21 protein-coding genes are annotated in these 25,692 nt (G+C 66.5%); 17 read left to right on the forward strand and 4 right to left on the reverse strand.

Features of this window, described 5'->3' with window-relative positions; translation table 11 throughout:
• Positions 1 to 133 precede the first annotated feature (133 nt).
• The 5 genes from H5398_RS02165 to H5398_RS02185 all read left to right on the forward strand — a co-directional run bounded on the left by H5398_RS02165 (position 134) and on the right by H5398_RS02185 (position 7,632).
• Entirely contained in the window at positions 134 to 2,035 is a 1,902-nt protein-coding gene (locus H5398_RS02165) for a cell wall-binding repeat-containing protein (RefSeq protein WP_182798835.1), read from the forward strand.
• A 477-nt stretch (positions 2,036 to 2,512) separates the two neighbouring features.
• Positions 2,513 to 4,522, forward strand: a complete 2,010-nt coding sequence (locus H5398_RS17650) for an acyltransferase family protein (protein ID WP_182798836.1) — start codon at positions 2,513 to 2,515, stop codon at positions 4,520 to 4,522.
• A 162-nt stretch (positions 4,523 to 4,684) separates the two neighbouring features.
• Positions 4,685 to 5,305 carry a Wzz/FepE/Etk N-terminal domain-containing protein gene (locus H5398_RS02175; RefSeq protein ID WP_182798837.1) on the forward strand — a complete coding sequence of 207 codons (621 nt, stop codon included), beginning with the start codon at positions 4,685 to 4,687 and terminating at the stop codon, positions 5,303 to 5,305.
• A 12-nt stretch (positions 5,306 to 5,317) separates the two neighbouring features.
• The gene (locus tag H5398_RS02180) at positions 5,318 to 6,544 is read left to right on the forward strand and encodes an O-antigen ligase (RefSeq protein ID WP_182798838.1); all 1,227 of its coding nucleotides are present in this window, start codon (positions 5,318 to 5,320) and stop codon (positions 6,542 to 6,544) included.
• Complete coding sequence (locus tag H5398_RS02185; protein ID WP_182798839.1) at positions 6,529 to 7,632, forward strand: glycosyl transferase family 1; 1,104 nt, start codon at positions 6,529 to 6,531, stop codon at positions 7,630 to 7,632. Before H5398_RS02180 ends, H5398_RS02185 begins: the two co-directional genes overlap by 16 nt.
• Here H5398_RS02185 and H5398_RS02190 read toward each other — a convergent pair.
• Both H5398_RS02190 and H5398_RS02195 read right to left on the reverse strand, forming a co-directional pair.
• Positions 7,602 to 8,666, reverse strand: a complete 1,065-nt coding sequence (locus H5398_RS02190; protein ID WP_182798840.1) for a glycosyltransferase — start codon at positions 8,664 to 8,666, stop codon at positions 7,602 to 7,604. The two genes, H5398_RS02185 and H5398_RS02190, sit on opposite strands and share 31 nt — an antisense overlap.
• Positions 8,656 to 9,711 (reverse strand): glycosyltransferase, encoded by a 1,056-nt coding sequence (locus H5398_RS02195; protein WP_182798841.1) that lies wholly within the window; start codon positions 9,709 to 9,711, stop codon positions 8,656 to 8,658. Before H5398_RS02195 ends, H5398_RS02190 begins: the two co-directional genes overlap by 11 nt.
• A 94-nt stretch (positions 9,712 to 9,805) precedes the next feature.
• Between H5398_RS02195 and H5398_RS02200 the strand changes: the two genes are divergently transcribed.
• The 5 genes from H5398_RS02200 to H5398_RS02220 all read left to right on the forward strand — a co-directional run bounded on the left by H5398_RS02200 (position 9,806) and on the right by H5398_RS02220 (position 15,358).
• Positions 9,806 to 11,104, forward strand: a complete 1,299-nt coding sequence (locus tag H5398_RS02200) for an O-antigen ligase (RefSeq protein ID WP_182798842.1) — start codon at positions 9,806 to 9,808, stop codon at positions 11,102 to 11,104.
• On the forward strand, positions 11,091 to 12,422 hold the full coding sequence (locus H5398_RS02205) for an oligosaccharide flippase family protein (RefSeq protein WP_182798843.1): 1,332 nt from the start codon (positions 11,091 to 11,093) through the stop codon (positions 12,420 to 12,422). The genes H5398_RS02200 and H5398_RS02205 overlap by 14 nt, the downstream gene beginning before the upstream one ends.
• 79 nt (positions 12,423 to 12,501) lie before the next feature.
• Positions 12,502 to 13,557, forward strand: coding sequence for a non-hydrolyzing UDP-N-acetylglucosamine 2-epimerase (gene wecB, locus H5398_RS02210; RefSeq protein WP_182798844.1), 1,056 nt, complete (start codon positions 12,502 to 12,504; stop codon positions 13,555 to 13,557).
• Positions 13,558 to 13,586: 29 nt separating this feature from the next.
• Positions 13,587 to 14,747, forward strand: coding sequence for a DegT/DnrJ/EryC1/StrS family aminotransferase (locus tag H5398_RS02215; protein WP_370586025.1), 1,161 nt, complete (start codon positions 13,587 to 13,589; stop codon positions 14,745 to 14,747).
• A complete protein-coding gene (locus H5398_RS02220; RefSeq protein ID WP_370586026.1) occupies positions 14,744 to 15,358 on the forward strand; it encodes a sugar transferase in 615 nt (204 codons plus the stop codon). Before H5398_RS02215 ends, H5398_RS02220 begins: the two co-directional genes overlap by 4 nt.
• 7 nt (positions 15,359 to 15,365) lie before the next feature.
• On the opposite strand, the gene H5398_RS02225 is transcribed toward H5398_RS02220, so the two are convergent.
• On the reverse strand, positions 15,366 to 16,346 hold the full coding sequence (locus H5398_RS02225) for an ATP-grasp domain-containing protein (protein WP_182798845.1): 981 nt from the start codon (positions 16,344 to 16,346) through the stop codon (positions 15,366 to 15,368).
• Between the two features lie 32 nt (positions 16,347 to 16,378).
• Positions 16,379 to 17,563, reverse strand: a complete 1,185-nt coding sequence (locus H5398_RS02230) for a hypothetical protein (RefSeq protein WP_182798846.1) — start codon at positions 17,561 to 17,563, stop codon at positions 16,379 to 16,381.
• A 171-nt stretch (positions 17,564 to 17,734) separates the two neighbouring features.
• Here H5398_RS02230 and H5398_RS02235 point away from each other — a divergent pair, with 171 nt between their 5' ends.
• The 7 genes from H5398_RS02235 to H5398_RS02265 all read left to right on the forward strand — a co-directional run bounded on the left by H5398_RS02235 (position 17,735) and on the right by H5398_RS02265 (position 25,688).
• Entirely contained in the window at positions 17,735 to 18,340 is a 606-nt protein-coding gene (locus H5398_RS02235; RefSeq protein ID WP_182798847.1) for an acyltransferase, read from the forward strand.
• Positions 18,337 to 19,428 (forward strand): DegT/DnrJ/EryC1/StrS aminotransferase family protein, encoded by a 1,092-nt coding sequence (locus H5398_RS02240; protein WP_182798848.1) that lies wholly within the window; start codon positions 18,337 to 18,339, stop codon positions 19,426 to 19,428. The genes H5398_RS02235 and H5398_RS02240 overlap by 4 nt, the downstream gene beginning before the upstream one ends.
• A 2-nt stretch (positions 19,429 to 19,430) precedes the next feature.
• Positions 19,431 to 20,420: a Gfo/Idh/MocA family protein gene (locus H5398_RS02245; protein WP_182798978.1), complete on the forward strand. Its 990-nt coding sequence runs from the start codon at positions 19,431 to 19,433 to the stop codon at positions 20,418 to 20,420.
• Positions 20,421 to 20,814: 394 nt separating this feature from the next.
• Positions 20,815 to 22,164, forward strand: a complete 1,350-nt coding sequence (locus H5398_RS02250; RefSeq protein ID WP_182798849.1) for a polysaccharide deacetylase family protein — start codon at positions 20,815 to 20,817, stop codon at positions 22,162 to 22,164.
• Between the two features lie 209 nt (positions 22,165 to 22,373).
• A complete protein-coding gene (gene argG / locus H5398_RS02255) occupies positions 22,374 to 23,795 on the forward strand; it encodes an argininosuccinate synthase (RefSeq protein WP_182798850.1) in 1,422 nt (473 codons plus the stop codon).
• A 319-nt stretch (positions 23,796 to 24,114) separates the two neighbouring features.
• Positions 24,115 to 24,654 (forward strand): winged helix-turn-helix domain-containing protein, encoded by a 540-nt coding sequence (locus H5398_RS02260; protein WP_182798851.1) that lies wholly within the window; start codon positions 24,115 to 24,117, stop codon positions 24,652 to 24,654.
• Positions 24,655 to 24,731: 77 nt separating this feature from the next.
• Positions 24,732 to 25,688: a TIGR03885 family FMN-dependent LLM class oxidoreductase gene (locus H5398_RS02265; RefSeq protein ID WP_182798852.1), complete on the forward strand. Its 957-nt coding sequence runs from the start codon at positions 24,732 to 24,734 to the stop codon at positions 25,686 to 25,688.
• Positions 25,689 to 25,692: the final 4 nt, after the last annotated feature.

Consider the following 25,692-nt stretch of genomic DNA (forward strand, 5'->3'; position numbering starts at 1 on the left):
CCTATCAGCCTTCGGCTAGCTCGGCCCAGCCCAAAAATCCCGGTCACTGCCGGCCCCCAATCTCTCGCGTGTATCAGACCGTCTCGACGCTTCATCGCCGCCTGCCGGTCACCGGCTATATGATGCCAGCATCATGAAGTGGAGGGCATTCGGGGCCGTGGTGGGATTCATAAAGGTGTGGCCGGCTCTCATCGGTGCTTTGATGATGTCTGCGCTCATGTGCCTACCAGCCGCGGCTGAGGGGGAGGCGCCGAGCCCCCTAGACGCCTCAACAATCCAGCGCACGGCCGAGCAACGCATCGGCGGCGCCGATCGCTTCGGGACCGCGGCAAATCTGGCGCGCTGGTTACCGGTTGGCGATGGTCACCGCGTCGTCGTAGCGACAGGTGAGGCATTCCCCGATGCGCTGAGCGTGGGGCCGTTAGCGGCCCGTGAGCAGTCACGAGTACTCCTGACCCGCGGCGGGTCCCTCCCCGACCCAGCCGTGGAGGAGTTGCGGCGCAAGGTGCCTCAGGAGATCCTGATCGTCGGCGGACCCGGTGCCGTCTCTGACGCTGTAGCCGCACAGCTCAGCTCAATCGCGCCCGTCACGCGCGTCGGCGGCACGGATCGCTATGAGACCGCCGCCCTCGTGGCCGCTGGCATGACCAGCGACCACGTAGTCGTCGCCTCCGGTCAAGTCTTCGCCGACGCTGTGCCCGCGGGCCCGCTCGCGGCCAAGTTGGGAGCGCCCCTCCTGCTTACACGGCAAGGAGAGCTTCCCTCTTCCACAGCGCAGGCCCTCCGTGAGCTGGCTCCCAGCGTGGTGACAGTGATGGGCGGACCCGGTGCAATCAGCGAAGCTGTTCTGCAGGAGATAGAACGAGTCTCTGGGGCGTCGGCAACTCGGATCGGCGGGGCGGATCGGTTCGAGACGGCGAGCCTCGTCGCTCGGACCTACTTCCCGGAGGCCGACACGGCGCTTGTGGCGTCCGGAATTCAGTTCCCCGATGGACTGAGTGGCACGCCACTGGCGCATGCCTACGGTGCGCCAATACTGCTGAGCACCGGCAATTGCGCGTCGGCCTTTACCACAGGAGCCTTGGCGGCGATTTCCCCCCTCCACACCATCTACCTTGGCGGACCCTCAGCGGTGACCAGCTCGCCCGCTCCGTGTGGCACATCGGCCCTTCGCGCCGGCATCAATCCTCCACGGGCGGCGGTGCCGGACGAGGTCCCGCTCGGCAGCCCCGCCGAAGAGGCTTTCTATTTCGTGCCGCACCAGGACGATGAGCTCATCTCGATGGTGGGGGGTATCGCCCGCGACATCAACGACGGCCGACGCGTTCACGTCTACCTCATGTTCGCGGGCTACTGGACCAGGGTCAAAGACGCCCTCTGCACGCAGCTGAACCGATGCCTAACCAATGAGCAGATGACTGCCTCTCGCAACGCGGAGCTATTGAGCTCACTGGAACGGATCGGGGTGCCAGCGGGCAACGTCCACTTCCTCTACATCACGGAAGAGGCATCCGACTCCGAGGCCACTGCACGCGGCGTCATCACGCAGGTCATGACCAAGGCTGGACCCAGCGCCCGCTACCGCACCATGAGTTGGCTGGATGGGCACCCCAGTCACTTCAGGTTGGGTCACGCGGTCAAGGATCAGTGTGAGTCGGACTCGATCGTTGACTGCCTCTTCTTCCAGTCACCGCTGTATCAAGAACAGCCCGAGGCCATACAGTCGAACCCTGTCGTCACGCCCCAGGGCACCGTGCTCACGGCACTCCCCGAGCGGGTTGCCGCGGCCGCGGCGGCCTACAAGGAGGACTACCCCAAGTTGGGACGACACTCGGTGGGATGGCGCTCGGTCGAGTCTCAGATCACCTGGATCGAAAACCACGCCTACTCGTGGGCACACGGTCGGGTGTGGGCGTCTGCGGCCGACGAACTTGCTGCGGCCGAGTGGATCGACCGGTACCAGTCTGTGTACTCGGCCAGCGGCAGCGCCAGGACTCCGACAGCAACGATCCCATTCGAGGAAGACATCGACTGACCCCGAGTGCCGCAGTCGTGAGGGCCGCCCGAGCGGAGCTACGAGGGGCGCTCTCGCGACTCGTCCCGCGGAGCCCGATTAGCCTGCATGATCGGCGGTTCGTGCCCCCTGTCTCGTCGCACGAATTAGTCCAAGATGGAGAGGTGTTGGCGGCCGCGCTGGAGGATTCACGAGGCGTGCTGGCTGCGGCGATTTCCCTAGTTTCTACGGGCATGGGGAACGGCTCGACTTGGAGCGCCCGCTTTGGGAGGTCGACGAGCGGCGAGCCTATCCGGGACGTGGTAGACCGGAGCGGACGTCATCAAGCCTCAGCGCGCCACCGCTGGTTGGGAGTGGTCGTAACCCGCGTCGCTCCGCAACGACCAGACATTCGGCAGTGCCTGTGCCGCCGGACCTCCCACTCCGCCGACGAGCGGGCTGATCACTCACCCCCAACCGTTGTCATCCGGGGACGCCATCAACAGGTAGGATCACGCGGTGAAGACCGTCTCGACCTCGGCCCAGGACAGTGCAGTCGAGCCCAACGTCCCGATCCAGCTACGAGCGGCCGCGGACTCCTACGTCCCAAGCCTCGATGGGCTCCGCACGATCGCCGTAGGGCTGGTCATCGCATTCCACCTGAGCCTCCCCGGTGCGGGCCTGGGTTTCGCCGGTGTCGACGTCTTCTTCGTGCTGTCCGGCTACCTCATCACCGCCGGCCTGTTGCGCGACGTCGCGAGCCATGGCCGGCCACGGTACGGGAAGTTCTGGCAGCGACGCTTCCGGCGCCTTCTACCGGCCGCGACGCTCGCGCTCCTCGCGATGTTGGCCTACACATCATTCTTCGTGCCACTGTACCGGCGGGTTGACGTGACCTGGGACATCATCTGGACGTCCTTATATCTCGGTAACTGGCACTTCATGGGAGCGAACAGCTACTTCGCCAGCGACGGAACGCCATCACCGCTCCTGCACATGTGGTCCTTGGCCGTGGAGGAACAGTTCTACTTTGCTTGGCCGTTGCTGATCGGCGGAGGTGCCTACGTCGCGACGTGGATGGGAGTGGGGACCACCGCGAGGCGGCGAACGGTAGCTATCCTGGCCGGTGTCACCGCGGGCCTGATCGCAGCGTCAGCGATCCTGCTGGCGGTGCTATTCGATCCGGCGGCCCCTGACAGGGCATACATGGGCACAGACGCCAAGGCTTTCGAGCCCTTGCTGGGGGCGCTGCTAGCGATCGCCTTCACCAGCCCGAGTATCCGCGACTGGTTCGCGGGGCACCACCGGCTCGTGGCTGTGGTGGGCGCGTTCGTCGGCATCTCCGTTCTACCGTTCCTCGCCGGCCCGAGCGAGTTCTACTTTCGCGGAGGCGCAGTGGTTCTCAGCCTCGCCGTGGCCCTTGTCATCGGGGCCCTCGTTGCCCAGCCGCACTCGACGAGCCTGAGCGCCTTCCTGTCCTGGACCCCAATGGCCTACCTGGGCCAGATCTCATACGGGCTCTACATCTGGCACTGGCCGTGGAGCGTGTGGCTCGGAGTTGCGCATCACGAAGAGTTCCGAATGTTGCGTGCGCCCGCCGCTTTGGCCGGCACACTGGTCTGCGCCGTGGTGTCCTACCACCTGGTGGAGCAGCCGATCCGGAGCGGCCGACTCGCCACGCAGCTGACGCCGCGACGCTTGCTCGCCTCAGTGGCCGTTGTGATGGCCGCTGTTATCATCCTGGCGGCTGCGGTCCAAATCAACACGACGAACCGCCTCCGGTCCGAGGGCCCGGACGGCCTCAACACCACGAGCATCCTCGTTGTCGGTGACTCGGTCCCGCTCCGCATGATGGAGTCCTTGTCCGGGGCTGCCGAAGCGAGTGATGCCGTTCTAGACAGCGCCGCCCGTGGCGGCTGTCCACCGCTTGCCATCGAGATGCAGGAGTACCTCAAGGAGGACCATGCGGGAAGCGGGGACTGCAGAATGCTGGAGGGCCTTCAACGCGACAAGTTGGAGCAGATCCAGCCGGACATCGTTTTCTGGTGGTCGAGATATGAGGTCCACCAGCGCTGGGTAGAGGGACGGCTCGTCGGCCCCGAGGACGAGGCCTTTTGGCCAGCCCTCGAAGCTGACCTCGAGTCGACGGTCGATCGACTCACTGCAGGGGGAAGCCGCCTCGTGATCGCCCAGACGGAACGGCCCGGTAGTGGGATGCTCACGCGCTGTACGCCGCAGGATTGCCATCCATTGCTCGATCTAATGACCAACCATGACGAGTTCCGGCGCCGTTGGAACAATATGGTCGTTGATCTCGCGGCGACCGACCAACGCGTGAGCACGTTCCGAATGGACCCGATTCTCTGCAAGGACCCCGAACCCGCTGCTCCCACCCGGCCAGCCCTGTGCGACGACTCGCGCGAAGGTGGTCTTCTGCGACCGGACGGAAGTCACGTCCAAGTCGATCCATACGGCCAAGAGGCCGCCGCTGCAGTGCTTCAGGCCATGCTGACGGCCTCGGGCGCCTAACTGTTACGACCCTAGGGGAGCGCCCTGGAGCGCTCTTGAGCATCCACTGATGGACCCGTGTGCGCAATTGGCTTGTATGATGAGGCTCCATCATCGGGGCGCTGCGCCCAGATCTCAGTGGCGACATGCTCGTCTTGTGGACCGGTGGGGCGAAAGGGAGACATGCAGCCGAGCGACGACCGCGTCATCGACCTGTGGGGGTTCGTCAAGCAGGTGTGGCGCAGCCGGTGGGTGTGGCTCCTCATCTTCACACTGGTGGTTGTCGCTGGAGCCGTGTACACGATTACACGTCCCACGTTGTTCACCGCCACGCAACAGGTGCTCCTGGCGCCTGCCCTCCCCAAGGGTGAGGCGGAGGCCATCCAGCAGCAGACGTACGCCAGCAGCATGGTGGTGACTGTCGTGGCGCTCGCGCTCGATCCCCGGATCGCCGAGCCACTCTCAGACAAGTATGTGGAGTTGGAAGACCCGGCGAACCTGCCCGCAATCGCCTCCGCGGAACTCAAGACCATCAATCTCGTGGAGGTGAGCATCAGCGGCACGGATGGGCAACGCGCCGTCGCTCTCGCGAGCGACGTCGCGGCCAGCCTCGCCGAGAATCTCGAAGCCCTCACGCCGCAGGTCGAACCGCACCTTCGTCCCACCCTGGTTCTTGTGGGCACAGCACGTGTTGAGCCTCAGGGCCCTGGCCGAACCATCCTTCTGGGCATTACCGCGCTCGCCGCGGTGGCCGTAGCCACCATCGCCACCGCGGGCTGGCAGCGGCTAGGTCACGGCCGCTGACGGCTTCTGCACATGCACAAGGACGAGCGCTCGGGGATGAGCGTCGGCGCACTAGCTTCGTGGCTGCTCTGGATCAGTGCTTTTATCCTGGTCCTCCGTCTGCCCGGGTCAGTGATCCTGAGCGGACTTCTCCCGCTGAGCGCGCTGCTCCTGACAAGACTCTGGCACCCGCGCGCGGACAGCAGACTGCTGTGGCTGTTCTTTGCCCTGGGGCTGGCGAGTTCCGCGATAGGGGTCGTCCTGCACCCCAACCGCGTCGGCATCATCAACTACTTCTCATTGACGGCCATCTTTGCGATCTTCAGTGCCGCCATTCTCGCGGGAGGTCGCGAGCAGCGGGCCTCCGCGTCAGTGATGCACGCGCTGTACCACGCCTTCATGCTCACCACTCTCATCGGGTGGGCCGAGGTCGTCAGCGGATTCAAGCTGCAGTCAGTGCTATATCCGGATGCCTCAACGCTCGTATTGCCGGGACGCTTCTACGTGGCGGCGTTCCTTCCCAACATCAACGACTTCGCGGTCATCGTTACCATGTTCGGCCTCATGGCCTTGACGAGGATCCTCTGGGAGGGCAACGCCCGGCACACGGTTCAACTCGGCCGCCTCATCGGCGTCCTAGGCGCCTTCGTGTTGGTGCTCCAGGGTGGCTCGCGAGGTGCGCTCGCCGCGTTCCTAGTGGGCACCGCTGTGATCCTCTTCACCAGCGTCCGGGTGGCTAGCCCAGGCACGATCCGGCCTTGGATGATCGTCACCTCGGCGCCGCTCGCGGTGGGCGCAGCAGCCCTCATCTGGACCTCGCCCGCCATCCAGGACAACTCGACCAAGGCCCGCGGGGACATCCTGGCGCAGACTCTTGCCATCTCGTTCAACGACCCGGCAACCCTCTGGTTCGGATGGGGTCACCAGGACGCGTTCATGGACGCAGCATCGCGCGCGTTCCCAGGCGAGTTGCTGGACCCGCACAACGTGCTGCTCGAACTGCTCACATGGTACGGGTTGCCGACGGTGGTGGCGCTCGTGGTCTTCTGGTGCCTCGTCTCATGGCGTGGGCTGTGGAAGCTGCAGCTGCGCCCCGGCTGGACCAACGCTTCAGCTGCTCTCCTGTTCCTGCTCATACCGGTGCTGGGCATCGTCCCGTCGAGCATGATGCGCTACTACTATCTGTTTCTTTTCGCCTCCTGCGCGATGGCCGCGCTTCAACCCCTTAACCGGAAGGCGATGCCGTGCAACGCAGGATGATCTTTCACGCGCCCTTTCCGCTCGACGAGAACGCCACGTCCGCCTCCGGGATCCGGCCCATCCAGATGCTCGCCGCCTTCGAGGAGCTGGGTTATGAGGTCTGGCTGGTCACCGGCTACTCCCGGGAGCGACGCCGCCAGATTGCGCGAGTCAGGAGCGCCTTGCGCGCCCGGACGAAGTTCGACTTCTGCTACTCGGAGTCATCGACCATGCCGATGACCATGACCGACCCCCATCACCTTCCACTTCATCCACTCCTGGACCACGGGCTGTTCCGTCACTTGCGTCGACACGGCGTGCGCGTAGGTCACTATCTCCGGGACATCCATTGGGTCAGTCCCAACTACCGCACCGCGGTGCGCTTTCCGAAGCGGCAGGCAGCGCTGCTGGCCTATCGCTTCGATCAGGCGATGTTTCAGCAGTGCCTGGACGTGCTCTACCTCCCGAGCCGCCGTATGGCGGACCTGCTGAGCCTGCCTCCCGGCCTCGTCCGCGAACTGCCGCCGGCCACCCAGCCGATGTCTGCCAGCGCCTTGCCGAATCTGCCGCCACTCAGGCTGTTCTACGTCGGAGGAATGGGTGCCCACTACCAACTGCACCAGTTGTTCGCTGGCGTCACCCTCGCGGCCGAGCGTGGGTGCGGCGTCGAGCTGACGGTCTGCACCATCCCGGAACAGTGGCAGGCGGAACGAGCCGGCTACGAGCGGTACCTGTCCGATGCCATCCACGTGGTTCACGGACGTGGCGCCATGGTGACAGAGCTCCTCGAAGACTCCCATGTGGGCACGTTCTTCGTCGCTCCGGACGACTACCTGGCGTTCGCCGTACCCGTGAAGACCTACGAGTACATCGGGGCCCATCGCCCCATCATCGCCTCAGAGGGCACCCTGGCCGGGGAGTGGGTGGAAGCCCAAGGGGTGGGCTGGTCGATCCCCTACTCGGCGACTGCGCTCGCCGATCTCCTCGAGCGTCTCGTCGCGGACGGCGAACTCATCGCCGCCAAGGCAGCGCATACGGGCGAACTCGCGAGGGAGCACACGTGGGTTGCCCGGGCGCGTCAGGTGGCCGCGGACCTCAGCCCGAGATAGCTCTCCAGGGCCGCTGCCGCCGCACGCCCGTCGTGCCAGCGGCGTACGAAGTCCAGGTTGCCCCGTGCTCGGGCGCGCGCCTGCTCGCGATCGTCCAGGATCTCCATCAACCGGGGCTCCAAGGTCAAGGGATCTGCGTCCACCAGCCCCGGAACGTCTGGCATCCTGGCGGACACATCGGGAGCGAGCCCACCGATGACCACCCTCCCGGCCGCCATTGCCTCAACCGCGGCCACCCCATAGGAGCCAGTGAGGATCTGGTCCACCACAATGTCGACGGTGTGCACCAGCTGCTTGACCTCCCGGTGCGGCACGGACTCGGGTGACACGTACTCGATGAGGCCACGCCGCTCGAGACCGCGCATGACCGGGTCGACGTACTGCGTGCCCTTGATGGGAGGGTGGCGCCGACTCGGCAGGTGCAGCACCCGCGGCACAGCGCGCTCCAGAACGGGGGCTCCGCTCTCCCAGGACCGTACGTCGATGCTGAGCGGTAGCCAGGTCGCGGTGGGTTGGTCGAGCAGGAGGTCCGGCGTGGACACGAACAGCGGACAGCCGAGTTCCAGCGCCTCGCGGCGATTCCGCCCCGTGGAGGAGGCGAGGCTGGTGAACCAGGAGTCGTCGCCCTCGTTGAAGAAGGACCATCTGAGCCGCTCGCGATGCTGCACCGGGTCACGGACATCGGTGCCGTGGGCGATCAACGCCACCTGCTTGCCCTGTCGCTCGAGGAGCCGCATGTCACGAAGCACAGTGGGTGCGTGGGGGTAGCGGTAGAAAGGCTCATAGCCGTCGACTGCCACGTGCGTTGCTCCACGCAGCAGCCACCGCGACCTCATGCCCCTGCCGACCCCTACGTAGAAGGGGATGGGGTGGATGCTGTGGTGGGTTGGGAAGCCGAAGCCAGACGCACGCACCGGGCCTCGCGCGAACGACCACGCAGCCGCGGGCAGATTGCGATTGACCGCCTCGGCCCACTCGTAGGCCTGCCCCGCGTAGTTTGCTGGGCCGATTGCGAGGACGGGGCTACTGCTCACTTGCGTCAACCCCAAGAAACCGGCTGAGCCGACGCGCCGACTCCGTGCCGTCGTGCCAGCGGTGGACGAACTCGACATTCAACCTCGCCCGCTCCCTCCACTCATCCCGCTCATCGAGTACCTTCAGCAGCACGTCGGTGAGGGTAGCGGGGTTGGCGTGGGCTAGGAGCGGCGACGCCGGCATCTTCGCCGCGACGTCGGAACTCAAGTTCCCGACCACCACCCGCCCAGCCGCCATTGCTTCGACGGCCGCAACCCCGTAGTACCCGCTGAGCACCTGGTCCACCACGACATCTACCGAGTGGACCAGGGCCACCATCTGCTCGTGCGGCACCGCTCCGCTCCGCACATACTCGATCCTGCCCTGACGGTCCAGCTCTTCGAGCACGGGCTCAACGTACTGCGAGCCCTTGATTGGCGGTGTGCGGCGGCTCGGGAGGTGCAGCACCCTCGGACGCCTCCGCTCAAGGAGCGGTTCCTCGCATGACCACTGGCTCGGGTCCAGGCACACGGGCAACCAGGATCCCATGGGGAGGTCGAAGGCCAGGTCCGGAGTCGAGAAGAAGACGGGCAGCCCGCTGGACTCGGCGATCCGGCGGGCCTGGGCCGCCTGCGAGCCCAACGCCTCCCGCCAACTCGCACTGCCCTCCTTGTAGTAGGACCACTCCTCACGCTCCATGTGCGCCTCCGGGCTGCGGACGTCCGAGCCGTGGGCGATGAGAGCGACCGCATAACCTGCCCTGCGCAGCTGCTCCACGTCGCCGGCGAACTTGCCCCGCGCACGAAGGTGGAAGAAGGGCTTGAACCCGTCCAGGGCTACGTGGGTGGCGCCACGCAGCAGCCGCTGGGCTCTCCAACCGCGCAGAAGCGGATTGCGGTAAGCCTTGCGCCCGATCAGCCTATCTGCGGGGAACTGAAACCCGCCGCGGCTCGAAACGCTGAACGACCAGGCCCGGGAAGCGCCGCGGCGGTTGACTGCCTGTGCCCACGCGTTCGCTTGACCTGCATAGTTCGCGGGGCCGATGGCCAAGACTGGATGATGCACGCCACCTCCACTGCCAGAGTGCGCGCAGTCTAGCAGCGAACGCCCCGTGCACTCCGGATCCGGGGAGGACCTGGCTCGGGCCTATACTGACGCGATGGACTCGAGCGCGCCACTGCCTGCGCGTTCGCGGCAATGGCTCGATCGGGCCGCTCGGGTTCTGGTGGCTCTCCTGCCCACACTGGCGACCGTCGCCCTCTACCTTCCCAAGGGGGCACTCATGCCCTCCCGCCTCGCCGTTCTGGCGCTGCTCGCGCTGGGAGTGGGCTCCGTCTGGATCCGACGACGTCTCGACGCTCCCCGGACCGCGGCCACGACAATCATGGTCTTTGGTGTGATGCTGGGATTCGGTGCTCTGTCCTGGGCGCGCTTCCCCGAACCGGACCTCGCCGCATTCAGTCACGCCGCCTTCATCGCGGCCGCCGCCCTCGCGACGGCACTGACGGTGGTCCGGCTCCCCATGCTCCACGTCCTGGTGGCCGGCTGGGCCGTCTCGGCCGCCCTTGCCGCCGCCATCGGGTACTGGGAGGTGGTGACCGGCTCCCACCTCCCCGGTAACCTTCCCGCGCAGAAGTACGACGACGTGATCCCCGGGTGGAACGTGATCTCGTCCTTCTTCGACAACCCGAACCTCTACGGCTATCACTGCGCCGTCGTCCTGGTTCTGCTGCCGTTGGCCTATCAACTCGCACAGGGGTGGCTCCGGCCAGGCGTGATCGTTCTCGGCGTGCTGGTCTCGGGCGCGCTGTACTGGTCCTCCAGCCGGATGGGGTTGGTGGCCGCGGTCGTCGGGCTCGTGGTATGGGCCCTGACGCGCCGATGGTCTGTGATCGTCATGCTGCTGAGCGCGGTCACCGTGGGGGTGACGGCTTTGGCCGGATGGCCGCCGGGCCGCACCATCGCTTACCACGTGCGTCAACTCACCGAGAATCTCCAGTGGGGAGAGCTCACTTCCTCAGGCTCGCGGCTCCAGCTCATCCGGACCGGGTGGTGGATGACCGGCGAGAGCGGCTACCTCGGGGTCGGCCCTGGGCACTTCGCGACGTGGGCGGCGTCGCCGAATAACCCCTACCCGTCCGGCCTCGTGAATCCACATTCAGGCGTGGTGGAAGTCATGGCTGAGTACGGGCTGATCTCGCTCGCGACACTGGGCGTCGGAGCGCTTGCGGCAGTGCTGCTATGTGTCCGCGCCTTGGCGCGCCTCCCAATGGAGGCATCCGCAGCGCGGGCGTCTGCCTGGTGCTCCATCGCGCTGGTCGCCAGTTTGCCCTTCGTGTCCCACACGCACTCCAGTTGGCTCAGTCAGCCTCTGACGATGGTCCACATCGCCACCATCACCGGGCTCTTGGCGTTCGTTGAGTCCGCGACGAGAGAACTCATTCGTGTCGAGAATTAAGCGGGCTCTCCTGGGAAAGGCCGGGCCGCAGAGCTTCCTGCGGCAGGTCATGACGCTAATGTCGGGCACCGCACTGGCGCAGCTCATGCCGCTTCTGGCCTCACCGATCATCGCCCGCCTGTACTCCCCCACCGAGATGGGCGCGTTCACCGCCTTCATGTCCCTCGTCGGAGGGGTGGTGACCATCTCGACATGGCGCTACGACCTTGCGATCGTCCTTCCTAAACGTACGGAAGACGCACGGGCCCTGGTGAAACTGGCGTCCAGACTAAATGCCCTGACGTGTATGACGCTCGGACTCGCGTTGTTGATCTTCGCCGGACCCATCACCGACGCGCTCGGGCTTCCGGAGCTCGAGCAATGGCTGGTGGGGGTCGCTCTGGTGTCCTGGGCATTCGCGCAGGTATCGATCTTCAACTACTGGTGCAACCGACACCAGAAGTACGGCCTGCTCGCCGCCAACAGGGTGGGTCAGGCGGCCACAACGACCGGGACCCAGCTCGGCTTGGGGGCCCTGGCCTTCGGGACGACGGGGCTGGTGGTGAGCACCCTGCTGGGCCAACTCGTCTCCGCCGCCAACCTGTTCTGGCGAACCCGTCGGGACATCTACGGTCAGCCCAGATCCTCGCTGCGCGCGGTTATGTCCGAGCACAAGAAGATGCCATTGCTGAACGCCCCCACAGCAATCCTCGACACCATCCGCGTCAACGGGGTCCAGTTGATGATCAACGCGTTCTTCTCGTCCGCCATGCTGGGGCAATTCGGCCAGGCGTGGCGACTCCTTCAGGCTCCTTCTGCTCTCATCAACTCGGCGCTCTCGCAGGTGTTCTACCAACGGCTGGCAACCGTCCAGCGCGGGCACCTCACCAGCCTGGTCCGCGCGAGCATCGCCCGGTCCGCCCTCATCGGCATCGTTCCTTTCGTGCTCATCCTCCTGCTGAGCCCACCTTTGTTCCCCGTGGTTTTCGGTGGACGATGGGCGCTCGCGGGGCAAATCGGCAGTGCCCTCGTTCCTTGGCTGTACATGAACTTCATCACCTCACCGGTGTCAACGGTCTTCGTGGTCACGAGGCGACAGGGCACCCTCTTCTGGTTCGGGCTGCCCTTCACCGCCGCACCGCTCCTCCTCATTCTGGTTTTCCACGCGGATATGCTGCGGCTCATCTGGGCGCTTTCCTTCCTGATGGCCGGCATGCTCGGCTGCTTCCTCATCCTTGCGATGTGGGTGAGCCGGGGGTTCGACAAGGGAGTCGGGCTGACAGACACCGGATCGGACCAGCCCCCCGTAGGGCCGTCCGGCGCCCAACTGCCCACCTGAAACCACAGGTTCCTCCGGAGACCCGGACGAAGAGCGCTGCGGTAGGCTGACCGCACCCGTCCCAGGCAGGAAGTTCCCCATGCGAGTCGTCAGCATCGTCGGAGCACGTCCCCAGTTCGTGAAGTTGGCTCCAGTGGCGAAGGCCTTCAGCGCTGCAGGCATCGACCATCAGATCATCCACACCGGACAGCACTACGACGTGAACATGTCCGAGTCGTTCTTCGTCGAACTCGGCATTCCGGCCCCGGACCTCCACCTCGGCGTCGGCGGCGGAACCCATGGCGTCATGACCGGACGCATGCTCGAGCAGCTAGATCCAGTGCTGGAGCGGTTGGCCCCTGATTGGGTGCTCGTCTACGGGGACACGAACTCGACGATCGCGGGGAGCCTGTCTGCCGTCAAGATGCACCTCAAGGTGGCCCACCTCGAGGCCGGTCTACGGTCCTTCAACCGACGCATGCCCGAGGAACACAACCGCGTCATGACAGACCACGCGGCAGATCTCTGTCTGGCCCCCACCCGGGTGGCTATGGAGCACCTGGCGGCGGAGGGCCTGGCGGAGCGCTCGGTGCTCGTGGGCGACGTCATGACTGATGTGTGCCTCCAGATCCGTGACTCGGTGCTCAGCAATCCGCGGACAGTCCCCGGAGTGGGCACCGGGCAGCCCTACGTCCTCGCCACCGTCCACCGAGCTGACAACACCGACGCGCCAGACCGCCTCAACACCGTGCTGGACCGCCTAGGCTCCCTCGACGTCGATGTCATCCTGCCCATCCATCCTCGCCTGCGGGCGCGCTGCGAGGCGGACGGCATCGCAATCGAGCGGGGACGGCTACGGGTGATCGACCCGCTGCCGTACCCGGACATGATCAACGCCGTGGTGCGTGCCCAGGGCGTCATCACCGATTCCGGCGGCCTCCAGAAGGAGGCTTTCCTCCTCGGCACCGTGTGCACCACCATCCGCACCGAGACCGAATGGGTGGAGACTCTGCGAAACGGTTGGAACGCGCTGGACCCGGATCTGGATCGGCTGGCCGAACTCGCCACCCGCCCAGCTCCGGTAGAGGATTTATCTGCCCCGTACGGCGACGGCCATGCGGCGCAGGAGGTTGCCCGGGTTCTCCTCGCACTCTGACCCGGAGGCCGGCAGAGTATCCTCTCCCTGTGAATGAGCGCGTCTTCCTCTCCCCGCCCGACATGACCGAGCTGGAACGTTCTGCCGTCTCCCGCGCCTTCGATGGAGGGTGGATCGCGCCCCTCGGCCCGGAGGTCGACGGCTTCGAGGCGGAACTCGCTGCCTACTGCGGCCGGGGCCACGCCGTCGTCCTCTCCTCCGGCACAGCCGCCCTGCATCTGGCGGGGTTGGCACTGGGGTTCAAGCCGGGCGACGTCGTGATCACCGCGTCCATGACCTTTGCGGCCACCACCAATGCCATCACCTACACCGGGGCGACGCCGGTGCTGGTTGACTGCGACGAGCAGGGCTCCATCGACGTCGACCTCACGAGGCAGGCAGTTCAAGACCAACTGGCCAAAGGGCGTCGTGTCACCTCACTGGTGCCGGTGGACCTCCTCGGCCACGTCGTCGACCACGCCGGCCTGCGACAGGTGGCCGACGAGTTCGGGCTCAGCGTCCTGAGCGATGCCGCCGAGTCCCTCGGCGCGATCCACGCCGGACGGCCGGCTGCCGCCTACGGCGACATGTCCGTGGTCTCCTTCAACGGGAACAAGGTGATGACCACGTCGGGAGGCGGCGCCGTGCTCACGGACGACGCCGCCGAGGCCGCCCGGATCCGCTACCTGGCCACGCAGGCCCGCCAGCCCGTGCTGCACTACGAACACACCGAGGTGGGCTACAACTACCGGATGTCGAACCTGCTGGCGGCACTGGGCCGCGCGCAACTGTCGCGCCTGCCGGAGATGATCGAGCGCCGCCGCGCGCACCGCCTCCGGTACAAGGCCCTGTTCGAGGGCGTCGACGGGGTGTCCTTCTTCGGGCAGCCTGATGGTGCGGACGGCCCGGTCTTGGCCGGCGTAGACCACGACAACTTCTGGCTGACCTCCCTCATCGTGGATCCCGCAGTGGCGGGATTCAGTCGTGACGAGATCATCGCGGGACTCGCCGCGGACAACATCGAGGCACGCCCGGTGTGGAAGCCGATGCACGCGCAACCGGTCTTCGCGCACGTGGACGCCTACGTCAACGGCAACTCTGACCGACTCTTCGCCACCGGGGTGTCCCTCCCGAGCGGCTCGGCCCTCACCACCGCACAAATGGACCGCGTCGAGGCGCGCCTGCGCAGTGTCCTGGAGCGGAGGCGGTGAGGCGGCCCTACGACGGCGTCAAGCGGGGGATGGACCTCGTCATCGCCTGCGCGGCACTGGTGGTCTCGGCACCGTTGCAGGCCGGGGTGGCCGCGTTGGTGCGGTTTAACCTCGGGTCCCCTGTCCTCTTCCGACAGGAACGACCCGGGCTCAACGGCAAGACCTTCACCATGTACAAGTTCCGCACCATGCGTGACTTCGGTCCGGGCTGCGTGACCGACGAGGAGCGCATCACTGCATTCGGTTCATGGCTGCGCTCCACCAGCCTTGACGAGCTCCCCGAGCTCTACAACGTCGCGCGCGGGGACATGTCCCTGGTAGGCCCGAGGCCCTTGCTGCCCGAGTATCTTCCCCTCTACACGGCGCGCCAATCCAGGCGCCACGAGGTGCGCCCAGGGATCACCGGGCTGGCCCAGGTCAAGGGTCGAAACTCGATCCCCTGGGCCGAGCGGCTCGCCTGGGACGTCCGATACGTGGAGACGCGAGGCTTCCTGCTGGATTCTCGGATCATCCTCGACACCATCGCGGTGCTCTTCCAGCGCGAGGGGATCACCGAAGAGGGGCAGGTGGCCATGACGGACTTCATGGGAGCCCCGGACGTCGACCTCTGACCGCGCCTCAGTGTTTGGACAGACCGTCGATGCGCTGCATGAGTACACCGTCGTACGCCAGCATCGCCCAGTCCTCCTCGTAGTCGCCGATCGAGCGCTCGTTGGCCACCCCCGCCACGTTGCGGAGCAGCATTGACGGGAAGTCCACCCCGCATTCGTACGCGTGGGGATAGACCCCACCGAAGCGCGGGTTCACCTCCAGGATCGACCAGCCGTCGTCGGTGGAGAAAAGGTCCACATCGATCGCGCCCCTGAACCCGGCCCGTGCGGCGAAATCGGAAACCAGCTGAAACAGGGAGTCGTCCTTGAACGAGACCGATTTGTCCGCTGTCCCGGCCCGCATCCGGAGCTTCTTCTTCGCGAACATCGAGACGACCTCGCCCGACATGAGGTCCACGTAGACGTCCACATCGACCGGGTCACCCGGTAGGAACTCCTGGATGAGGAGATCTGGTGTGGCCTGCATGGCCGACTCGAGCTGCGGCAGCGAGTCGATCTTGGCGATGCCGGCCGACGCGGACCCGGTCCGAGACTTGACGAACAGGGGGAAGTCGGCGCTGCCCTCGCGTAGGTCTGCGCGGACTTCCTGAATATCGATCCAGGACCTCGGCGTCGGGAGCCCCTCGGCGGCAAGCCACTGATACATGGCCCACTTGTCGAACGCGCGTTCGACCACTTCCGACGGCGAGACCATCACTTGGGTTCCGATGACCTCGAACTCTTCCACGTGCCTGGCGAGCAGGCTCAACTCGGGGTCCAGAAGCGACAGAACCACCGCGATCTCGTCGTCGCGACAGATCTGCAGAATGGACGCCAGGTAGTCAGGAGCCGTGATCAAGGGGACGACATGATGGCCGTCGGCGGCGTAGAGCGCCGGCGCCAACTCGCTTGCGTCGGTGGCGATCACCCGGCCCCGCCCAGCCAACGCACGCTTGAAGTAGGTGACGGTCTGCACGCGGCTGCCAGCCGTGAGGATGAGGACGTTCATGCCCCTGCCATGTCCCTTCGGTACCTGGTTGGTCAGTTCCATGTGTTGCCCGCCAGGTACTCGTCCACACCCCAACGTCGCCTGACCTCGACGAGGCTGGAGTCGGGGTGCCGGGCATAGACCCGCGGCAGGTACTGGATGAACAATGGGTTGAACGCCATCGTGTAGGACCCCACCTTGTGATAGACGATACGGTCGCCTTCGACGAGTCGGGGGGCGCCCTTCAGCGTCATCAGGCGATCGTTGTCGAGGCAGGTGAAGCCGGCGATCACCTGAGGGGTGTCCGTCGGATCACCGTCGCTGACGAGCGTGTGCTCGTAGCCCGTCTTCCTGAAGAAGCTGTCCAGATTGGTGCGTGAGCCGTCCGTCACGACGATTATGCGGTCCCCCACCGGCTTGGCGTCGACCACGCTGGTGTGGAAGTCCACTGCCACGGCGACCAGTGCCGCGCCTGGCTCGATGATCAGGCACGTGCGCGCCGGGTCCACCGTCGGGAGCAGCGCGTCCCTGATGGCGGTGATGTAGGCCTCCGGCGTGGGGAATCGGTCTGAGTCCCCTCCGAAGAAGCCGCCACCAAGATCGATCCAGTCCAGGTCAAGGCCATAGCGTTCGACGATGGCACGCGCCGTCATCCCAGCTGAGGTGTAGGTATCGAGGGCGCGGGTAAGGGAGGTGACGTGCAGATGTAGACCCGCGACCCTCACGCCAGCGGCGCGCAGTTCGACGACGGCCCAGTCCAGCTCACCGTTGTCGACATGGAATCCGAAGCGCAGCCCGGCGCCGCCGCTGGCCGTGTGCCCCGGTGCATCGCGTTCGACATCCCAGTTGACGCGGAGACCCACGCTGTCCACCCGCTCACCCCGGGCAGCCCGCTCGACCACCCACCGCAACTCCCGACGGGAATCCAAGTTGACGGGAGCGCCTACATCCAAAGCCTCCGCCATGAGCCTCGCGGTCTTGATGGGGCCGTTGACGACGACCCGGGTGGGAACGTGACCGAGGCGCCGCGAGAGGTCCCACTCCTCTTCGGAGACGATCTCTGCCGGGACGCCGTGGCGTCCCATCCAAGCGACGAGCCACGGGAGCGAATTCGTCTTCACCGAGTAGCTGAGTACGGAATTCGGCCAGATACGGTGCAGGGCGGCACGGAAAGCGTCGACCTGACGCGACAGCCGCGCCTCATCCACCACGAAGGCGGGGGTCTCGATGGCGGTCATAGCTCTCCTTATGCGAATCGGCCACATCCTACCCACGTGCGTCCGGCCTCAACGGTGACCAAGCGATCATCATCGCCCTACCCCGGTACCCGCGCGAGAGAGGGGGAGGTCTGGCAACCCAGCGCGACCGCTCGCACTAGACTGCCTCCAGCAGTAAGACAAGGAGCACTCATGGGAGAACCCCGCATCCTCCCGTCGGCCGACCTGGACGACGGCGTCACCATCGGCGACGGCTCGTCGGTCTGGCACCTCGCGCAGGTCCGCGGCGGAGCCGTACTCGGAGAGAACGTCATCGTGGGCCGCGGCGCCTACATCGGCAGCGGCGTCCACGTCGGCAACAACTGCAAGATCCAGAACTACGCGCTGGTGTACGAGCCGGCTTACCTGGAAGACGGCGTCTTCATCGGCCCCGCCGCGGTCCTGACCAACGACACGTTCCCCCGCGCGATCAACCCTGACGGAAGCGCCAAAAGCGCCCACGACTGGGAGCCGGTAGGCGTCACCCTCAGGCAGGGCGCCTCGGTGGGCGCCCGCGCCGTGTGCGTGGCACCGGTCACCATCGGCGCCTGGGCGACGGTGGCGGCCGGCTCCGTTGTCACGCGCGACGTGCCCGATTACGCTCTCGTCGCCGGTGTCCCCGCTCGTCGGATCAAGTGGGTGGGCCGCTCAGGCTTCCCGCTCGAGCAGACCGGCGAGAACACCTTCCGAGACCCCAAGACCGGCGATGAATTTGAACAGTCCGGCGACACTCTGACACTGGTAAAGGAATCCGCATGACGTACGACTTCATCCCCCCGGCGAAGCCCTTGATCGGTGACGAGGAGCGTGCGGCGGTGGACCGCGTGCTGCGCTCCGGCATGATCGCCCAGGGCCCGGAAGTGGCCGCCTTCGAGACCGAGTTCTCCGAGCACTTCAAGCTCGGGCGCGCCTGCGTCGCGGTCAACTCCGGCACCTCGGGCCTTCACCTCGGCCTGCTGAGCTGCGGCATCGGCGCGGGCGACGAGGTCATCGTCCCCTCCTTCACCTTCGCGGCCACGGCCAACTCCGTCGCCCTGACCGGCGCCAAGCCGATCTTCGCGGACATCTCCGAGGACGACTTCACGCTGGACCCGGCCTCCGTTGAGGCGTCGATCACCGAGCGCACCAAGGCGATCATGCCGGTGCACCTCTACGGCCATCCGGCCAAGATGGACCAGCTGCGCGCCATCGCGGACAAGCACGGACTCATGCTGTTCGAGGACGCCGCCCAGGCACACGGCGCCGCCCTCCACGGCACGCCCGTCGGCGCGTTCGGCGAGTTCGCCATGTTCTCGCTCTACCCCACCAAGAACATGACCTCCGGTGAGGGCGGCATGGTGTCCGCGGCGAACGCGGAGATCGAGCGCAACCTCCGGCTGTACCGCAACCAGGGGATGCTTCAGCAGTACCACAACGAGGTCGTCGGCCTGAACAACCGCATGACGGACATCCATGCCGCCATCGGCCGGGTGCAGTTGACCAAGGTGGGAGCTTGGACCAAGACCCGCCAGGAGAACGCCGCATTCCTCTCCGCCAACCTTGAGGGCGTCACTCCCCCGCCGATCGCCGACGGTGCCGTGCACGTCTTCCACCAGTACACGGTCCGCGTCGCGGGTGACCGCGACGGCCTGTCCAGGGCGTTGAAGGAGGAGTACAACGTGGGATCTGGCATGTTCTACCCCGTGCCCAACCACCGCCTCAAGCCGTTCATGGCAGACGTCGAGCTGCCGGAGACGGAGCGAGCGGCGAAGGAGTGCCTGTCGCTGCCTGTGCACCCGTCACTCAGCCAGGGTGACCTGGAGCGCATCGTGATGGCCGTCAACGCCCTCGCGAAGGCGGGTGCGTGAGCATGGCCAACCTACGGGCCGGCCTGATCGGGCTGGGCATGATGGGGCGCCACCACGCCCGGAATCTCCGCTCCATCGATGGGGTGGACCTGGTGGCCGTCGCGGACGCTGCAGGCGACCCGCACGGTCTCGCCGGTGACCTCGCGGTGCTCCCCGACGTGGACGCCTTGCTCGAGCAGGGGCTGGACTACGTGGTGGTGGCCGCTCCCACGATGTATCACGAGGAGATCGGCTTGAAGCTGGCCGAGGCCGGCGTGCACGCGCTCATCGAGAAGCCCCTGGCGAAGACCGTCGACGGGGCACGCGCCCTGGCCCGGGCCTTCGCCGACAAGGGGCTGGTCGGGGCCGTCGGCCACATCGAGCGCTACAACCCCGCCCTGCAGAGCCTGCGCAAGCGGCTCGAGGCCGGGGACCTCGGCGACCTCTACCAGGTGTGCACCCGGCGCCAGGGCCCGTTCCCGGCCCGCATCGCCGACGTGGGCGTCATCAAGGACCTTGCCAGCCACGACATCGACCTCACCGCATGGGTCACCCAGCGCAAGTATGAGCTGGTGGCGGCCCGGACGATGTTCAAGGCCGGCCGAGAGTACGAAGACATGGTCTCGGCCACCTGCCAGCTCGAGGGCGGGCTCATGTCCAACCACCTCGTCAACTGGCTGACCCCCACGAAGGAGCGGCTCACGATCGTCACCGGCGAAAAGGGCATGTTCGTGGCCGACACCCTCACGGCCGACCTCACTTACTATGCCAACAATAACGTCGTCACAACGTGGGCTGACATCGCTCAGTTCCGTGGCGTCTCGGAAGGCGATGTGACTCGGTTCGCAATTGCGAAGCCCGAACCGCTTCGCACCGAGCATGAGAACTTCCGTGACGCCGTTCTTGGGATGGACGCCGACATCGTGACCCTTGAGCAAGGTGCTCGTGTCGTGGAGGTCTGCGAGGCCATGATCGAATCGGCCAAGACCAACCGGTTCATCGGCGTCAGCTGACAGCCGTCCACGCGCTCTGGCCTGTTCCTAGGCCAGTGCGTTCTCCGCCCATCGCGAACACGTTTGCCGTGGTCAGAGACGAATCCGCCTTCTGCGGGAGCTTCGGAGGAGTCCAGCGCGCTGATCGACCGGGTGGCGCGACTCCTGGCCTCGGCCGACGCTGGTGACCTGGCAGCTGAGGAGGACCTGGAGCGCCTTGATTGCGGCAACGCCCGACTGCAGCCGGCCGGTGAGGAGTTTTCGATCGATCCGCTGGGCGGTCCCTCTGCCACCGATTCCCTGGTGCACCCATGACATGGCATCCCAAGGAGTGTCCGTTGCCTCAGCGATCCCAGGGCTCCCGTCTGCCTGGTCCCCCTTGTGGACGCCCGCTACCGGGACTACCGTCGACGACATGAAGGCCCCGAAGCTCCACGCTCTGATCCTGGCTGCGGTGCTCTCGCTCGGAGGCGCCGTCGCGCCGTTGGCGACGGCCTCCGCGGGTGCAGCCGCTCCTCATTCCGGAAGCCTCCGGCCCGCGAATGCCCCTGCTGGGCTGCCCGAAGTGACGACCGCTTTCGAAGGGCGCGTTGACGTCCTCGCCCGTGATGCTGCAGGACTGTTGTGGCTGTACCGCGGCAACGGTCGCGGGGGCTGGGCCGCGTCGGGGGTGCAGGTCGGCAACGGATGGCAAGGAATGACAGCCATCATCGGGCCCGGGGACTTCTCCGGTGACGGAAACGTCGACGTCCTCGCCCGTGATGCTGCAGGACTGTTGTGGCTGTACCGCGGCAACGGTCGCGGCGGCTGGGCCGCGTCGGGGGTGCAGGTCGGCAACGGATGGCAAGGAATGACAGCCATCATCGGGCCCGGGGACTTCTCCGGTGACGGAAACGTCGACGTCCTCGCCCGTGATGCTGCAGGACTGTTGTGGCTGTACCGCGGCAACGGTCGCGGCGGCTGGGCCGCGTCGGGGGTGCAGGTCGGCAACGGATGGCAAGGAATGACGGCCATCATCGCGGTCGGCGACTTCGACTGGGGAGGCGAAGAGCCAACGGTCAACTGCGCCGTGGTCGCCTGCGTGGCCCTGACGTTCGACGACGGGCCCTCCGCGTACACCGAGCGTCTACTTGACACCCTGATCTCCCGGGATGCACCCGCCACCTTCTTCGTCGTGGGGAGCCAGGTGGCCAACCGGCCGGCGACGGTGAGGCGGCAGGAGGCGTCCGGCTTCGCGGTGGAAAACCACAGCTACTCGCATCCCGACCTGACCAGCTTGAGCCGAGCCGGCCAGTTGAGTGAGGTGCAGAGAGCCGACGACGCCCTGGCCGCGGCCGGGGTGGCACGCAGCACGCTGCTGCGCCCCCCCTACGGAGCGTGGAACTCCGACACTCGCCAACTCGGCAAGCCGCTCATCCTGTGGTCGGTCGACCCGCGCGACTGGGATGGCAAGACAGCCGATCAGGTTCGCTCCCACGTAGCAGCGAACGCGACCGCAGGTTCCATTGTCCTGCTGCACGATTCCCACTCCACCACAGTGGACGCCGTCCCCGGCATCATCACCGATCTGCGGGCGCGCGGCCTCACCCTCGTGACCGTCGAGACGCTCGTGCCGACGATGAAACCCGGAGACATCGTGCGAAGCCGCACCAACATCACTACGGCCGACAGCCAGCCGACTACCCAGTCTGAGGTCCTGCGGGCTCGTGACGGATCGGTCCTCGGGCCAGTCGTCGATGATGCACCGTTCGTTCCTGACAAGTGATCCCTCATTCGGTGATCCGGTGGTGCCCACACCAAGGCGACACCGGTTGAACTGCAGGCGGCTGATCGGGGCCGCGATGCTGCCGCTTCCGCCGGTGCCGCCGGTGGTCGGGAATGGGGTACCCAAGCAGCAGACAACCGATCTGATCCCCATCGGCCCGCCCGCGGGACGGCCCGCGTACGTCGACGTGCATCATCTACAGTGACCCCGTGTCCAAAGTCTTGACTTCCCTCCCCGTCGGCGAGCGCGTCGGCATCGCATTCTCCGGCGGGCTCGATACCTCCGTCGCCGTCGCGTGGATGCGCGAGGCCGGAGCCGTGCCCTGCACCTACACCGCCGACATCGGCCAGTACGACGAGCCCGACATCGATTCGGTTCCCGGCCGAGCCGTGCAGTACGGCGCTGAGCTGTCGCGACTGGTGGACTGCCGTGCCCACCTCGTCGAGGAAGGCCTCTCCGCCCTCGCGTGCGGCGCCTTCCACATCCGCTCAGCCGGCAGGGCGTACTTCAACACCACCCCCATCGGCCGCGCCGTCACAGGCACGCTGCTGGTCCGCGCCATGGCTGAGGACAACGTCTTCATCTGGGGCGACGGCTCCACCTACAAGGGCAACGACATCGAGCGGTTCTACCGCTACGGCCTCATGGCCAACCCTCAGCTGCGCATCTACAAGCCGTGGCTGGACGAGGAGTTCGTCCACCAACTCGGGGGCCGAGACGAGATGAGCCAGTGGCTCTCCGAGCGCAAGCTCCCCTACCGCGACTCCAAGGAGAAGGCCTACTCCACGGACGCCAACATCTGGGGCGCCACCCACGAGGCCAAGACCCTCGAGGACCTCAACGTGTCGCTGGAGACCGTCGAGCCCATCATGGGCGTCAAGTACTGGGACCCGACGGTGGCCATCGCCACCGAGGACGTGACCGTCCGCTTCGAGCTGGGCCGCCCCGTCGCGCTCAACGGCACCCGCTTCGACGATCCTGTCGCGCTGGTCATGGAGGCCAACGCCATCGGTGGCCGCCACGGCCTGGGGATGAGCGATCAGATCGAGAACCGCATCATCGAGGCGAAGTCCCGCGGCATCTACGAGGCCCCCGGCATGGCGCTGCTGTGGATCGCCTACGAGCGCCTGCTGAGCGCCATCCACAACGAGGACACGCTCGCGAACTACCGCTCCCAGGGCCTCCAGCTCGGCCGGCTCCTGTACGAGGGCCGTTGGCTGGACCCGCAGTCGCTGATGCTGCGCGAATCCATCCAGCGCTGGGTGGCCTCCGCTGTCACCGGCGAGGTGGATGTGCGGCTGCGTCGCGGCGACGATTACACCATCCTGGACACCCGCGGCCCCCACCTCTCCTACCAGCCGCACAAGCTGTCCATGGAACGTGTCGAGGACGCCGCCTTCGGCCCCACGGACCGCATCGGGCAGCTGACCATGCGCAACCTGGACATCGCGGACTCGCGCGAGAAGCTGGAGCTGTACGCGGCACAGGGAACGCTGTTGGCGGGCCACCAAGACCTGATCGGGCGCCTCGAGGCTGGCGGCGCCGCAGCCATCGCCGAACTCGGCGCCACCGGCCCCTCCGACGTCGACGAGGCGGTCGCCAGCTCCTCCATGGAGTCCGGCACCGACTGACCCCCTCGCCCTCCCCCGCGACACTCAAGCCGCCGCTCACCTGCCCAGCATGGTGAGCGGCGGTTTCATAGTGGCCGAAAGTCAACTCCTCCCACCGGTGGGCGAACGGCACGCAACGTCGCTGGTCACCCCGCTCCCGCGCCTCCGCTCCGCGCCCTCAACACGGTGGAAATGAGTATCCATACTCAATTGACCGTCGCTAAGCACTCACATTATTCAGGTAGGCACCCCCATCCCTGGGACCGGGACACGGCCCGGCTATTGGCAACGTTGGTGCCTGGGATTCCACCCATGACGGCAGCAGCAGCGAGGGGCAGCTATGGCTGAAATGACAGAGTGTGTGAGGTACAGAAACGTCTTCCTCCACCCATTACTCGACGACGGGGTCACTCCGGACTCCCGGAGCGAGCGGCGCGAACAGGCGATGGTGCGGGCGCAGGCGGAGACGATGTGCGCCCAATGCCCGCGGCTGGCCGCGTGCCTCACGGACGCGGTGACCAAGTTCGACGTCGCCGGTTTCGTGGCGGGCACCACCAGGCGCCAGCGGCAGGAGATCCGCGCCCGCCTCGCCGTCGAGGTGGCTCCGGAGGACTTCGACTCCGCCGTCGGGGTCAGGTCGGGGCGCCAGTACGACCCGCGCGAGATCTACCGTCTCCGCACCGCCCATCCGAACCTGCCGCTGGTGGTGATCGCCAGCAGAGTCGGCTGCTCCGTCTCCACCATCAAACGTCACCTCCGCAGGATCGAGGAGGAGGGGCTCGACTGGCGCAGGCCAGAACGGCCGGCACCCACCCCCGTCGAGGTGATGACGGTGGCCTCCGACGTGCTGCGGGGGTCGCGGCGGGTGGTCGCCGCCTGAGCCCAACGTCGGGGGAAGCTCGGAACAGTTTCGGCAAATCCTTGAATCCACCGCACTGATCGGGTGAGAGTTGGGGCATGACCCGAATCGGCTTCCATGCCTCCCACGAACAGATCTCGCCGCGCCAGCTGCTCCTCGACGTCCAGCAGGCCGAGCGCGTCGGCTTCGACATGGCGATGTGCTCAGACCACTACAAGCCGTGGTCAGAGCGGCAGGGACACTCCGGTTATACCTGGTCCTGGCTCGGTGCCGCGCTCGCGACCACCGGCCTGGAGTTCGGGTGCGTCTGCGCGCCCGGCCAGCGCTACCACCCCGCCGTCGTGGCGCAGAAGATCGGCACGCTCGCGCAGATGTTCCCGGGGAGGTTCTGGACGGCTCTGGCCAGCGGCGAAGCCATGAACGAGTCGATCACTGGTGACCGCTGGCCCGCGAAGGACGAACGGGTCGAGCGCCTCGAGGAGTGCGTCGACGTGATCCGCCGCCTCCTCGACGGCGAGGAGGTCAGCCACAGCGGCCTGATCACCGTGGACCGCGCGAAGGTGTGGGACCGGCCTGAGGAGCCGCCGTCGCTGCTGGTCCCGGCCGTGTCGGCCGCCTCCGCGGCGAGGGCTGCGGCCTGGGCGGACGGCCTCATCACCGTCAACCAGGACCTCGAGGTGCTGCGCGAGGTGATCGCGGCCTACCGAGGGGCGGGCGGTCGCGGACCGGTGGCGCTCCAGCTCCATCTGTCGTGGGCGCCCACCATGGAGGAGGCCGAACAGATCGCCTTCGACCAATGGCGCTCGAACGTGCTGGGCGAGCCGCTCGCCTGGGACATCGCCACCGTCGAAGGCTTCGACGCGGCCTCGAAGCACGTCACCCTGGAGTCGGTGCGCGACGTGGTGCGCATCTCGTCGGACCTGGACCAGCACGTCGCATGGATCCGCGAATACGCAGACCTCGGGTTCGACGACATCTACCTGCACTACGTGGGCCAGGACCAGTCCGACTACCTGGACGCGTTCGGCGCGCACGTCCTCCCCAAGGTCCGGTGACGAC

It is taken from the genome of Tessaracoccus sp. MC1679 (genome assembly GCF_014164775.1).
Taxonomy (GTDB): Bacteria; Actinomycetota; Actinomycetes; order Propionibacteriales; family Propionibacteriaceae; genus Arachnia.

Coding starts and splice junctions, on each gene's coding strand:
- H5398_RS02180 (WP_182798838.1), top strand. CDS start 5,318: ATGCACAAGGACGAGCGCTCGGGGATGAGCGTCGGCGCACTAGCTTCG.
- H5398_RS02260 (WP_182798851.1), top strand. CDS start 24,115: ATGGCTGAAATGACAGAGTGTGTGAGGTACAGAAACGTCTTCCTCCAC.
- H5398_RS02245 (WP_182798978.1), top strand. CDS start 19,431: ATGGCCAACCTACGGGCCGGCCTGATCGGGCTGGGCATGATGGGGCGC.
- H5398_RS02265 (WP_182798852.1), top strand. CDS start 24,732: ATGACCCGAATCGGCTTCCATGCCTCCCACGAACAGATCTCGCCGCGC.
- H5398_RS02225 (WP_182798845.1), bottom strand. CDS start 16,346: ATGAACGTCCTCATCCTCACGGCTGGCAGCCGCGTGCAGACCGTCACC.
- H5398_RS02240 (WP_182798848.1), top strand. CDS start 18,337: ATGACGTACGACTTCATCCCCCCGGCGAAGCCCTTGATCGGTGACGAG.
- H5398_RS02250 (WP_182798849.1), top strand. CDS start 20,815: ATGAAGGCCCCGAAGCTCCACGCTCTGATCCTGGCTGCGGTGCTCTCG.
- H5398_RS02165 (WP_182798835.1), top strand. CDS start 134: ATGAAGTGGAGGGCATTCGGGGCCGTGGTGGGATTCATAAAGGTGTGG.
- H5398_RS02230 (WP_182798846.1), bottom strand. CDS start 17,563: ATGACCGCCATCGAGACCCCCGCCTTCGTGGTGGATGAGGCGCGGCTG.
- wecB (WP_182798844.1), top strand. CDS start 12,502: ATGCGAGTCGTCAGCATCGTCGGAGCACGTCCCCAGTTCGTGAAGTTG.
- H5398_RS02175 (WP_182798837.1), top strand. CDS start 4,685: ATGCAGCCGAGCGACGACCGCGTCATCGACCTGTGGGGGTTCGTCAAG.
- H5398_RS02235 (WP_182798847.1), top strand. CDS start 17,735: ATGGGAGAACCCCGCATCCTCCCGTCGGCCGACCTGGACGACGGCGTC.
- H5398_RS02200 (WP_182798842.1), top strand. CDS start 9,806: ATGGACTCGAGCGCGCCACTGCCTGCGCGTTCGCGGCAATGGCTCGAT.